This window comes from Pseudomonas orientalis (assembly GCF_002934065.1).
Lineage (GTDB): Bacteria > Pseudomonadota > Gammaproteobacteria > Pseudomonadales > Pseudomonadaceae > Aquipseudomonas > Aquipseudomonas orientalis_A.
Genome location: NZ_CP018049.1, coordinates 1049244 through 1061789, shown reverse-complemented (window position 1 = coordinate 1061789; position 12546 = coordinate 1049244). Strand labels below are relative to the sequence as shown.

9 protein-coding genes are annotated in these 12546 nt (G+C 62.0%); 6 read left to right on the top strand and 3 right to left on the bottom strand.

The features are described 5' to 3' along the window. Positions 1-52: 52 nt before the first annotated feature. Positions 53-268, bottom strand: coding sequence for a hypothetical protein (locus BOP93_RS04745; RefSeq protein ID WP_065892608.1), 216 nt, complete (start codon positions 266-268; stop codon positions 53-55). Between the two features lie 213 nt (positions 269-481). On the opposite strand from BOP93_RS04745, the gene BOP93_RS04740 reads away from it, so the two are divergent. The 6 genes from BOP93_RS04740 (at position 482) to BOP93_RS04715 (ending at position 10196) form a co-directional block, all read left to right on the top strand. Beyond that, entirely contained in the window at positions 482-1648 is a 1167-nt protein-coding gene (locus tag BOP93_RS04740) for an efflux RND transporter periplasmic adaptor subunit (protein WP_104501720.1), read from the top strand. Beyond that, positions 1645-4740, top strand: a complete 3096-nt coding sequence (locus BOP93_RS04735; protein ID WP_104501719.1) for a multidrug efflux RND transporter permease subunit — start codon at positions 1645-1647, stop codon at positions 4738-4740. Before BOP93_RS04740 ends, BOP93_RS04735 begins: the two co-directional genes overlap by 4 nt. A gap of 31 nt (positions 4741-4771) precedes the next feature. Next, on the top strand, positions 4772-5449 hold the full coding sequence (locus tag BOP93_RS04730) for a heavy metal response regulator transcription factor (protein ID WP_065892611.1): 678 nt from the start codon (positions 4772-4774) through the stop codon (positions 5447-5449). Beyond that, positions 5439-6803: a heavy metal sensor histidine kinase gene (locus tag BOP93_RS04725; protein WP_104501718.1), complete on the top strand. Its 1365-nt coding sequence runs from the start codon at positions 5439-5441 to the stop codon at positions 6801-6803. Before BOP93_RS04730 ends, BOP93_RS04725 begins: the two co-directional genes overlap by 11 nt. 387 nt (positions 6804-7190) lie before the next feature. After that, positions 7191-8513: an OprD family porin gene (locus tag BOP93_RS04720; RefSeq protein ID WP_104501717.1), complete on the top strand. Its 1323-nt coding sequence runs from the start codon at positions 7191-7193 to the stop codon at positions 8511-8513. Between the two features lie 186 nt (positions 8514-8699). Then, positions 8700-10196 (top strand): sensor domain-containing diguanylate cyclase, encoded by a 1497-nt coding sequence (locus BOP93_RS04715; protein ID WP_104501716.1) that lies wholly within the window; start codon positions 8700-8702, stop codon positions 10194-10196. 85 nt (positions 10197-10281) lie between these two features. Here BOP93_RS04715 and lpxC read toward each other — a convergent pair whose 3' ends face one another. Both lpxC and ftsZ read right to left on the bottom strand, forming a co-directional pair. Further along, positions 10282-11193, bottom strand: a complete 912-nt coding sequence (gene lpxC, locus BOP93_RS04710) for a UDP-3-O-acyl-N-acetylglucosamine deacetylase (protein ID WP_003171886.1) — start codon at positions 11191-11193, stop codon at positions 10282-10284. A gap of 112 nt (positions 11194-11305) precedes the next feature. After that, a complete protein-coding gene (gene ftsZ / locus BOP93_RS04705; protein WP_012722300.1) occupies positions 11306-12511 on the bottom strand; it encodes a cell division protein FtsZ in 1206 nt (401 codons plus the stop codon). Positions 12512-12546: the final 35 nt, after the last annotated feature.

Here is a 12546-nt window from a genome sequence, read left to right as displayed (position 1 = left end):
ATATCAACGCGAGTTGTAGGCAAATGCCTATACGAACTTACAGGCGCTACTCTCAACGTTTACCCATTGAACGGCGTGTACCCGGCGGCGCCATACCGGGTGTCTTGGTATGGCCGTTCCTGGCGCCACCTTTGTACCAAGGCTGGCCGGCCTGCTTGGCCCCGGCCAGTTCTCCCGGTTTGAAGGGAAACTTGAACGCCGGGATTTCGGCTTTTTCAACGCCGTCGGCGTCGACCGCTTCAACGGGGGGTTGGATCGGGGAAGTCATGGGTGCTCCGAGGTGCGCAAAAGATAAAGCGGGCCGGACAAGCGGGCCACACTGGCACGCAGTATACCTGCGCGTTCCAGATCTTTATGCGTTGGCGTACGAATGGTCGCCGCTTAACTGACAGCGCTGTCAGACAGCCGTCACTGTGCTGACCCGATCAAAGGTCTATAACGGTCGTTTCATGCTTTCAATCCTTTGCCTGGCGCCGTACCTATGCACATAAAACGAAACACGGCCCTGCTGGTGGGCGCCCTTCTGGTTATGGCAGTGACGGCCTGGACGCTGACTCGGCCCGCCAAGACCCGGCTGGCGGCCCCCAGCGCGATTCCAGTACGCGTGGTGAGCGTGGTGCAACAGGACGTGCCCCGCTTCGTCAGCGGCATCGGCTCGGTGTTGTCGTTGCACAGCGTGGTGATCCGTCCGCAGATCGACGGCATCCTCACTCGGTTGCTGGTCAAGGAAGGCCAGCGGGTCAAGGCCGGGGACTTGCTGGCAACCATCGATGACCGCTCGATCCGCGCCAGCCTCGACCAGGCCAGGGCGCAACGGGGGGAAAGCCAGGCGCAGCTGCAAGTGGCATTGGTCAACCTCAAGCGCTACAAGGCCCTGAGTATCGACGACGGTGTGTCGAAGCAGACCTACGACCAGCAACAAGCACTGGTCAATCAGCTCAAGGCCAGCGTCCAGGGTAACCAGGCTGCGATTGATGCGGCTCAAGTACAACTTTCCTACACGCAGATTCGCTCCCCCGTCAGTGGCCGCGTGGGCATTCGCACGGTAGATGAAGGAAACTTCCTGCGCATGAGCGATACCCAGGGGTTGTTCTCGGTCACCCAGATCGACCCGATTGCGGTCGAGTTTTCCCTGCCGCAGCAGATGCTGCCGAGCCTGCAAGGCCTGATCGCCGCGCCCGAGAAAGCCAGCGTGAATGCCTACCTGGGCGCCGACACCGACGGCCAGACCGGCGACTTGCTCGGCGAAGGCCACTTGAGCGTGATCGACAACCAGATCAGTTCCAGCACCGGCACCCTGCGTGCCAAGGCCGAGTTCGCGAACGGCGCGCAGAAGCTGTGGCCGGGACAACTGGTGACCATCAAGATCCAGACCGCGCTCGACAGGGACGCCCTGGTGGTGCCGCCAACGGTAGTGCAGCGTGGCCTGGACTCGCATTTCGTCTACCGGCTCAACGGTGACCATGTCGAAGTGGTGCCGGTGCAGGTCAGCTACCAGAACAGCGAGATGAATATCATCAAGGGCGTGCAGGCCGGGGATGTGCTGGTCAGCGACGGCCAGTCGCGGCTCAAGGCCGGCGCGCGGGTGGAAGTGCTCAAGGAGCCGCCGCAAATCATCCAGACCGCCGACGCCAGGGTGCAGCCATGAGCGGCAGTCGCTCGCCCTCGGCCTGGTGCGTTGATCACCCGGTCGCCACCCTGCTGCTGACATTTGCCCTGGTGCTGCTGGGCATCATTGCCTTCCCGCGCCTGGCCGTCGCGCCACTGCCGGAAGCGGAATTTCCGACGATCCAGGTCACGGCCCAGTTACCCGGCGCCAGCCCGGACACCATGGCTTCCTCGGTGGCGACGCCGCTTGAGGTGCAATTCAGCGCCATCCCCGGCATGACCCAGATGACCTCCAGCAGCGCCTTGGGCTCAAGCCTGTTGACCCTGCAATTCACCCTGGACAAAAGCATCGACACCGCCGCCCAGGAAGTGCAGGCCGCGATCAACACCGCCTCCGGCAAGCTGCCCGGCGATATGCCGAGCCTGCCGACCTGGAAGAAGGTCAACCCGGCCGACAGCCCGGTGCTGATCCTCAGCGTCAGTTCCGCCAGCATGCCCGGCACCGAACTGAGCGACTACGTGGAAACCCTGCTGGCGCGCCAGATCAGCCAGATCGACGGTGTCGGCCAGATCAACATCACCGGCCAGCAACGCCCGGCGATTCGCGTGCAGGCCTCCCCCGACAAACTCGCGGCGGTCGGCCTGACGCTCGCGGACATCCGCCTGGCCATTCAGCAGTCGAGCCTGAATCTGGCCAAAGGCGCGCTCTACGGCGCCGACAGCGTGTCGACCCTGTCGACCAACGATCAACTGTTTCACCCCGACGAATACGGCCAGTTGATTGTGTCCTACAAGAATGGCGCACCGGTGCAGTTGCGTGATATCGCCAGGGTCATCAACGGTGCGGAAAACGCCTACGTGCAGGCCTGGTCCGGCGATACCCCGGGGGTCAACCTGGTGATCTCGCGCCAGCCGGGCGCGAATATCGTCGACACGGTCGACCGCATCCAGCAGGCACTGCCACGCCTGGAAGCGATGTTGCCGGCCTCGGTGCAGGTCAGCGTATTGACCGACCGCACCAAGACCATCCGCGCCTCCCTGCATGAAGTGGAAATGACCCTGCTGATCGCCATCCTGCTGGTGGTGGCGGTGATGGCGCTGTTCCTGCGCCAACTGTCGGCGACGTTGATTGTGTCGGCCGTGCTCGGTGTTTCGCTGGTGGCCACTTTCGCGCTGATGTATGTGATGGGCTTCAGCCTGAACAACCTGACCCTGGTCGCCATCGTGATTGCCGTGGGCTTTGTGGTGGACGATGCGATTGTGGTGGTGGAGAACATCCATCGGCACCTGGAGGCCGGGTTGGGCAAGCGCGAGGCCGCGATCAAAGGCTCGGGCGAAATCGGCTTTACCGTGGTCTCCATCAGCTTCTCGCTGGTGGCGGCCTTCATTCCACTGCTGTTCATGGGCGGTGTGGTCGGGCGGCTGTTCAAGGAGTTTGCGCTGACCGCCACCTCGACCATCCTGATTTCGGTGGTGGTCTCGCTGACCCTGGCGCCCACCCTCGCGGCACTGTTCATGGGTGCGCCGACCCATCCCGCCCATGCCAAACCCACGTTCAGCGAGCGCCTGCTGGCCGGTTATGCGCGCAACCTGCGCCGCGCCCTGGCCCATCAACGCAGCATGGCGGCGATCTTCGTGGTGACCCTGGCCCTGGCCGTGGTCGGCTACGTGTTTATCCCCAAGGGATTCTTCCCGGTGCAGGACACCGGTTTTGTGCTCGGCACCAGCGAGGCGGCGGCCGATGTGTCGTACCCGGACATGGTCGCCAAGCACAAGGCCCTGGCCGAGATCGTCAAGGCCGACCCGGCGGTGCAGGCGTTCTCCCACTCGGTGGGGGTGACCGGCAGCAACCAGACCATCGCCAACGGCCGCTTCTGGATTGCCTTGAAAGACCGCGCCGACCGCGACGTGTCCGCCAGCCAGTTCATCGACCGCATCCGCCCGCAACTGGCGAAGGTGCCGGGCATCGTCCTGTACCTGCGCGCCGGCCAGGACATCAACTTGAGCTCCGGCCCCAGCCGCGCCCAGTACCAATACGTGCTCAAGAGCAACGACGGTCCGACACTCAACACCTGGACCCAGCGTCTCACCGAAAAACTGCGCACCAACCCGGCGTTTCGTGACCTGTCCAACGACCTGCAACTGGGCGGCAGCATCACCCACATCACGATCGACCGCCAGGCCGCCGCGCGTTTCGGCCTGAGCGCCACCGATGTCGACCAGGCGCTGTACGATGCCTTCGGCCAGCGCCAGATCAACGAGTACCAGACCGAGATCAACCAGTACCAGGTGGTGCTGGAGCTGGATCGCCAACAGCGCGGCAAGGCCGAGAGCCTGAACTATTTTTACCTGCGCTCGCCGTTGACCAACGAGATGGTGCCCTTGTCGGCGCTGGCCAGGGTAGACCCGCCGACCGTGGGGCCGTTGTCCATCAGCCATGACGGCATGTTCCCCGCCGCCAACCTGTCGTTCAACCTGGCCCCCGGGGTGGCGCTGGGCGACGCGGTGATCATGCTCAACCAGGCCAAGAACGACATCGGCATGCCCGCTGCGATCATCGGTAACTTCCAGGGCGCGGCCCAGGCGTTCCAGAGTTCGCTGGCCAGCCAGCCGTGGCTGATCCTCGCGGCACTGGTGGCGGTCTACATTATCCTGGGCGTGCTGTACGAGAGTTTCGTGCACCCGCTGACGATCATTTCCACCCTGCCCTCGGCAGGCCTGGGCGCGTTGATCATGCTGTGGCTGTTGGGCCAGGACTTTTCGATCATGGCCCTGATCGGCCTGGTGCTGCTGATCGGTATCGTCAAGAAAAACGGCATCCTGATGATCGACTTCGCCCTCGAGGCCCAGCGCGTGCGGGGCCTGCCACCTGAGGACGCGATCTACGAAGCCTGTGTCACGCGGTTCCGGCCGATCATCATGACCACCCTCGCCGCCTTGCTAGGCGCGGTGCCGTTGATGCTCGGTTCCGGCCCCGGCGCGGAGCTGCGCCAACCGCTGGGCATCGCGGTGGTCGGTGGCTTGCTGGTGAGCCAGGCGCTGACGCTGTTCACCACGCCGGTCATATACTTGTACCTTGAACGTTTTTTCCACAGGCCCAAACCGGCGCTCGCGCTGGCGACCACACACTGAGGCCAAGGCCCCGCCCTGGAACAAAAGGCTGATGCGCGTCCTGATTATTGAAGATGAAGAAAAAACCGCGGACTACCTGCACCGCGGCCTGACGGAGCAAGGCTACACCGTCGACGTGGCGCGCGAAGGCGTCGAGGGTTTGCACCTGGCGCTGGAGAACGATTACGCGGTGATCGTGCTGGACGTGATGCTGCCGGCGCTCGACGGCTTCGGCGTGTTGCGCGCCTTGCGTGCGCGCAAACAGACCCCGGTGATCATGCTCACTGCCCGCGAACGCGTGGAAGATCGCATCCGTGGCCTGCGCGAAGGCGCCGACGACTACCTGGGCAAGCCGTTTTCCTTCCTGGAACTGGTGGCGCGCCTGCAAGCACTGACCCGACGCAGCGGCGGCCATGAGCCGGTGCAGGTGACGGTGGCCGACCTGTGGATCGACCTGATCAGCCGCAAGGCCAGCCGCAACGGCGTGCGCCTGGACCTGACCGCCAAGGAGTTCTCGCTGCTCAGCGTATTGGCGCGGCGCCAGGGCGAAATCCTGTCCAAGACCGCGATTGCCGAGATGGTCTGGGACATCAATTTCGACAGCGACGCCAACGTCGTCGAAGTCGCAATCAAACGCCTGCGCGCCAAACTCGACGGGCCCTTCGAGCACAAGCTGCTGCACACCATCCGTGGCATGGGCTACGTGCTGGAGAACCGCAGTGTCGGCTAACTCCATCGCCCTGCGCCTGAGCGGCATGTTCAGCCTGGTGGCGCTGCTGATCTTCGTGCTGATCGGCGGCGCACTCTACCAGCAAGTGGACCGCGGCCTGGGGCTGTTGCCGGGGGCCGAACTGGATGCGCGCTACAGCGTGCTGGAATCCTCGGTGAACCGCTTCGGTACGCCCGAGCATTGGGTCAAGATAAAGGCCAAGCTCAAGCTGCTGGGCGAAGAAGACAAGCGCATTCGCTTCTGGGTGGTCAGCAGCGACCCGGGTTACGAATACGGCGAGCCCGATGCGCAGATTCGTGCGTTTGCCCAGGGCCCGACGGGTAAACGCGACCTGCGCCTGCCCGGCCATGATTATCCGTTCAAGGTGCTGGTCAGCCAGTTTGCCGCCAAGGAGCAACGCCCACCGCTGCGCTTCATGATCGCCATCGACACCGAGAATTTCCGCGCCACCCAGCACCATCTGCTGGTGGCGCTGGTCAGCCTGGCGCTGGTCGGCGTGATCATGGCCTCGCTGCTGGGTTTCTGGGTGTCGCGCATCGGCCTCAAACCCCTGGAAAAACTTTCGGCCGAAGCGCGCAAACTCGCGCCGCCCAAGCTCTCCGGGCGCCTGCAACTGTCACCGCTGCCGCCGGAACTGAGCCAGTTCGTCAACTCGTTCAACGCCACCCTCGACCGTGTGGAACTCGCCTACTCACGCCTGGAATCATTCAACGCCGACGTGGCCCATGAACTGCGCTCGCCGCTGACCAACCTGATCGGCCAGACCCAGGTCGCACTGACCCGCGGGCGCTCGGCCGAGCATTATTTCGAGGTGCTGCAATCGAACCTGGAAGAACTGGAGCGGCTGCGCTCGATCATCAACGACATGCTGTTCCTCGCCAGTGCCGACCAGGGCAGCAAGGCCACCAAGCTGATCGAAAGCGCCCTGGCCGATGAAGTCGCTACCACCCTCGATTACCTGGACTTCATCCTTGAAGACGCCCGGGTCGAAGTGCGCGTGCACGGTGATGCACGGGTACAGATCGAAAAGGCCCACCTGCGCCGCGCGCTGATCAACCTGCTGAGCAACGCGGTGCAACACACCGCGCCCGGACAGGTCATCGACGTGCACATAGCGGTGCAGGGACATCAGGTGATGATCGGCGTGACCAATCCCGGCGAGGCGATTGCCGACGAACACCTGCCGCGCCTGTTCGAACGTTTTTATCGAGTGGACGCGTCCCGCAGCAACAGCGGCGCGAATCACGGGTTGGGGCTGGCCATCGTGAAGGCGATTGCGCTGATGCATGGCGGGGATGTGTTTGTGCGCAGCGAGGGTGGCGGCAATACCTTCGGCATGACCCTGCCTGTCTAGAACACTTCAATCAAATGTGGGAGGGGGCTTGCCCCCGATTGCGGTATGCCAGCTACAGATGAGTCGGCTGATCCACCGCCATCGGGGGCAAGCCCCCTCCCACAGTTAGAATAGGCATACCCGTGGAAACTGTTGCGATTTGGGCAACAGTCATTATCTTGTTACACTCTGTATCGCAGCGCTCGCCTGCGTTACTTTGACGCATCGATGAGCGCGACGGCAAAGGCAGCTGACCCTCACCCGAATTTCCCTCGACTTATTTCCAGGGCTCTACACTGGGAATCTGTCTTAAAGCCGCTGACTTCAGCGGCTTTTTTTTGCCGTGAAAAAAGGCCGGGCACACCCCACGACACTGGCCGTTCATGTTTGACCAAAGGAGCTCCACCGGTGAAGAACTCGCTGACGTTCACCCCGTTATTCCTCGCAATTGCAGCAACGATCACCTCCCTTGCCCACGCGGCAGACACCGCACCCGCCGAAGGTTTCGTCGAGGGCTCGCACCTCACGCTCAACACCCGCAACTACTACATGAACCGCGACCGCCGCGACCTTCACACCGATGACAGCAAGGAGTGGGGCCAAGGCTTTATCGGCACCTTCGAATCCGGCTACACCCAGGGCGCGGTCGGTTTCGGCCTGGACCTCAACGCCATGCTCGGCCTCAAGCTCGACGGCGGTGGCGGTACCGACGGCTCCACCATCCTTCCGTACGGCAGCGGCAACGGCAAGGCACCCGGTGCGTTTTCCACCGCTGGCGGCACCTTGAAAATGCGTGCGTTCGATACCGAGTTGAAGGCCGGCGACCTGTTTCTCAACAACCCGGTGATCGCCGGCGGCATGACGCGCATGCTGCCCCAGACGTTTCGCGGCGTAAGCTTGAGCAACCACAGCCTCGACGGCTGGCTGTTCGAAGGCGGCCAGGCCAGCTTTACCAAGCTCTACAACCAGAGCGGCCACCGGCGCATCGGCACCAGCTATGGCGCGTTGCCGGCCAACGCCGACAGCCGGCACCTGAACTGGGCCGGTGTCTCTTTCAGCGCAATCCCGGCGCTGACCAGCAACCTGTACGCCGCCGAGCTCAAGGACGTATGGCACCAGTACTACTACGACCTTGAATACACCTATGCGCTGAACGACCTGGTCAGCCTGACGCCCGGCCTGCACTACTATCACACCCAGGACACCGGCCAGGCATTGCTGGGCGATATCGACAACAACACCTACAGCCTGCATGTCACCCTGGGCGTGGGCAACCATAGCGTCACCGCCGCGTATCAGCGGGTCAACGGCAATACGCCGTTCGACTACATCACCCAGGGCGACAGCGTGTACCTGGACAACTCCCAGCAATACTCGGACTTCAACGGCCCCAACGAGCGTTCGTGGAAGCTCAAGTATGCCTACGATTTTGCCGGTGTCGGCCTGCCCGGCCTGACGTCCGCCGTGTCCTATATCAGCGGCAAGACCGACCTGACCCGCGTCGACCCCAACAGCCGCGGCTACGGCAGCTGGTACAGCGCCGATGGCAAAAATGCCAGGCACTGGGAGCGGGACATCGACCTGAAGTACGTGGTACAGGGTGGCAAGGCCAAGGACCTGGCGGTGCGCCTGCAATGGGCGACCCACCGGGGTGGCAATGGCTATTCGGCGGTGGACCGGGATGTGGATGAGTACCGGGTGATCGTGGACTACCCGATCAACGTGTTCTGAGCACGATCGTGCTGACGATGAAGATCCAATGTGGGAGGGGGCTTGCCCCCGATAGCGGTGGGCCAGTCAACATATCATTTGCTGACACTCTGCTATCGGGGGCAAGCCCCCCTCCCACATTTGGATCTGCGCCATATTCCGGAGTTGCTACTACGCTAAGGGCATCTCAACGCAGAAGTACGTCCGATGAGCCCAAGCCCTGCCCGCCCTACCCGCCGCCCGGAGCGCTTGCTGATCCTGGGCAGCACCCTCACGGTATTGCTGATCGTAGGCATCGTCACCGCCTTGTTGATTCGTGAACACGCCAATACCTTGCAGACCGCCAAGCGCACCGCCAACACCATCACTCAATTGATCGACGCCGATGTGCTGCGCAACGTCGAGCTGTATGACATGGCGTTGGAAGGCCTGATCGCCGCGACCGCGCGCACCGACCTGCAGGACCTGCCCGCCAGCATCCGGCACCTGGTGCTGTTCGACCGCTCCAACGCAGCGCCCTACAAGGGCGACATCCTGCTGCTGGATCCAGGCGGCGAGGTGATTGCCGACTCTTCCCTGCTCACACCCAAGTCCGGCAACTTCGCCGACCGCGACTATTTCCAGATTCACCGTGGCAATTCCGACATCGGGCTGTATATCAGTCGCCCGTTCATGGCCCGCTGTGAATGCGAAGACCCCTGGCGCATTGCATTCAGCCGCCGCCTTTCATCGGCGGACGCGCGCTTTCAAGGGGTGGCAGTCGCCTCCATGCGTCTTTCGTACTTCCACCAACTGTTCAGCAGCCTGAATATCGGCGCCGGCAGCACCATCACTCTGCTCAACCATCAAGGCATCCTGTTGGCGCAGGAGCCTTTGCTGGAAGCGGACATGATCAACAAGGACCTGAGTGCGCGGCCCAATGTGGCACGCATGCTGCGCGAGCGGGACGGCAATTTTCGCAGCGTATCCAGTGTCGATCATCGGGGGCGGCTCTACAGTTTCTCAAGTGTGGGCAATTTGCCGCTGATCGTCGCGGTGGCCCTGGCCAGCGATGAGGTATTCGCGCCCTGGCGACGCGCAGCGTGGTTGGTCGGCCTCGCAACGGGGGTGTTGTGCACTGGCCTGCTATGGCTGACCTGGGCGCTGAGCAAGGAGCTGCGCCGGCGCCACCGGGTCGAGCAGGTGCTGTCAGAACTGGCAGGAACCGATGCCCTTACCGGTCTGGCCAACCGTCGCACCTTGGACGAGCGCCTGCGCCTGGAATGGGACCGCGCCCAACGCTCGACCGAACCGCTGACGGTGCTGATGATCGATGTCGACCACTTCAAGGCTTTCAACGACCGCCATGGTCACCAGGGCGGAGATGATGCGCTGCGCGCCGTGGCGCAGGTGATAGACAGCAATATCCGCCGCCCGGCCGACCTGGCGGCGCGTTATGGCGGTGAAGAATTTGCGGTAGTGCTGCCCCACACCGATGCCAAGGGCGCGTGGGTGATTGCCGAGCGTATCCGCCAGAGCGTCCAGTACTTGCCACGGATGGCCGGGGATGATCAGCCGATCACGGTGAGCATCGGCATGAGCACCTGGCACAAACACAGCCGTAATACCCTTGAGGATCTGCTGTTCAAGGCCGACCAGGCGTTGTACGAGGCCAAGCACAGCGGGCGCAATCGGACGATGGATGCGGCAACCCTGCCTGTGTAGGAACGATCTATCACACCTGCGCAATGGGCATAAAAAAAGGCCACCCGAAGGCAGCCTTTAAAAACTAAAGAAAGAGAGTTGTTACTTACACCGCCGCAACGGGACGCATGTAAGAGATCGGTGCGGTGCTGGCATCTTCGAAGGTCACGACTTCCCAAGCGTCTGTCTGCTCAATCAACTTGCGCAGCAGCTGGTTGTTAAGGGCGTGGCCCGACTTGAAGCCTTTGAACTCGCCTATCAGGCTATTGCCCAGCAGGTAGAGGTCACCGATTGCATCGAGGATCTTGTGCTTGACGAATTCGTCTTCGTAGCGAAGGCCGTCTTCGTTCAGTACACCATCCGCGTCGACCACAATGGCGTTTTCAACGCTGCCGCCGAGTGCGAGGTTGTGCTTGCGCAGGTACTCGATGTCACTCATGAAACCAAAGGTACGGGCGCGGCTGACTTCTTTTACGAACGAAGTGCTGGAAAAGTCCACGCTTGCACTTTGGGTGCGGTCACGGAATACCGGGTGATCGAAATCGATCTCAAAGCTCACTTTAAAGCCTTCGAACGGGACGAAGGTGGCGCGCTTGTCGCCGTCTTCCACTGTCACTTCCCGCAGAATGCGAATGAACTTCTTGGCTGCGTCCTGTTCTTCCAGGCCGGCAGATTGAATCAGGAATACGAAAGGTCCAGCGCTGCCATCCATGATTGGGACTTCGGACGCGGAGAGCTCGACGTAGGCGTTATCGATGCCCAAACCGGCCATGGCCGAGAGCAAGTGCTCCACCGTATCCACTTTGACGTCACCGTTGACCAACGTGGTCGACATAGTGGTTTCGCCAACGTTTTCCGCGCGAGCAGGAATCTGCACCACAGGGTCCAGGTCGGCACGCACAAACACGATGCCGGTGTCGACAGGTGCAGGCTTGAGGGTCAGGTATACCTTCTCCCCGGAGTGCAGACCTACACCTGTGGCACGAATAATATTCTTCAGGGTGCGTTGTTTAATCATGGCTTGGACCGCTTGAGCGCAAATTGCGAACTGGTATCAACAAAGGCTGGCGATAATAGCAGACCAGACCTTTGCTGAACACCAATCACCTTCATAGCCCTGATACATTCCATTAATCGGCCTGACGACGCAGGAATGCCGGGATATCCAGGTAGTCCAGATCGTCTTGCGGATTCGGGCTGCGGGACGCCGCAGCACCGGCCTGAGCCTGGTTGCGCATCACGGTCGGACGGTCCAGGTCACGGTAGTTCACCGACGGCAGTTCCTGGCGCGAAGGCGCTGGAGCGGCAGCCGACTGGCTGGCGTGGCTGGCCTGGCTGTTGTGCAGGGTGTTGTCGATGACCTTCACAGGCTTCTCGATTTTCGCACCCAGGCCGGTCGCAACCACGGTCACGTGCAGCTCGTCGCGCATGTCCGGATCGATAACGGTACCGACCTTGACCATGGCGTGCTCGGAAGCGAAGGCTTCGATGATGCTACCCACGTCGGAGTACTCACCCAGGGACAGGTCAGGGCCGGCGGTGATATTCACCAGGATGCCGCGTGCACCTTGCAGGTTCACGTCTTCGAGCAGCGGGTTGCGGATGGCCGCTTCGGTGGCTTCGCGTGCACGGTTCGGACCGCTGGCGCAGCCGGTGCCCATCATCGCCATGCCCATTTCGCTCATGACGGTACGTACGTCGGCAAAGTCAACGTTGATCATGCCTGGACGCTTGATGATGTCGGAGATACCGCGAACGGCACCGGCCAGTACATCGTCAGCCTTGGCGAACGCGGACAGCAGGCTTGCGTCCTTGCCCAGGATGGTCAGCAGTTTCTCGTTGGGAATGGTGATCAACGAGTCGACGCTTTCAGACAGCAGACGGATACCTTCGTCGGCGATCTGCATGCGCTTGCGGCCTTCGAACGGGAACGGACGGGTCACGACAGCAACCGTCAGGATCCCCATTTCCTTGGCCACTTCGGCAATGATCGGCGCTGCACCGGTACCGGTACCGCCGCCCATGCCGGTGGTGATGAACACCATGTTGGTGCCTTGCAGCACTTCGGCAATACGCTCGCGGTCTTCCAGAGCGGCTTGACGGCCGACTTCCGGGTTGGCGCCAGCGCCGAGGCCCTTGGTCACGGCTGTGCCCAATTGCAGGATGGTCCGCGCGCCGATGCTTTTCAGCGCCTGGGCATCAGTGTTGGCGCAGATGAATTCAACGCCTTCAATGTTGCTCTTGACCATATGGTTGACAGCGTTGCCGCCGCCACCGCCGACACCGATTACTTTGATAACCGGGCTAGCGGGGATGTTGTCTACGAGTTCAAACATGTTCCCTCTCCTTTCGTTTTCTCTAGTTTTTTCGC

Coding starts and splice junctions, on each gene's coding strand:
- BOP93_RS04715 (WP_104501716.1), top strand. CDS start 8,700: ATGAGCCCAAGCCCTGCCCGCCCTACCCGCCGCCCGGAGCGCTTGCTG.
- BOP93_RS04740 (WP_104501720.1), top strand. CDS start 482: ATGCACATAAAACGAAACACGGCCCTGCTGGTGGGCGCCCTTCTGGTT.
- BOP93_RS04730 (WP_065892611.1), top strand. CDS start 4,772: ATGCGCGTCCTGATTATTGAAGATGAAGAAAAAACCGCGGACTACCTG.
- BOP93_RS04745 (WP_065892608.1), bottom strand. CDS start 268: ATGACTTCCCCGATCCAACCCCCCGTTGAAGCGGTCGACGCCGACGGC.
- ftsZ (WP_012722300.1), bottom strand. CDS start 12,511: ATGTTTGAACTCGTAGACAACATCCCCGCTAGCCCGGTTATCAAAGTA.
- lpxC (WP_003171886.1), bottom strand. CDS start 11,193: ATGATTAAACAACGCACCCTGAAGAATATTATTCGTGCCACAGGTGTA.
- BOP93_RS04735 (WP_104501719.1), top strand. CDS start 1,645: ATGAGCGGCAGTCGCTCGCCCTCGGCCTGGTGCGTTGATCACCCGGTC.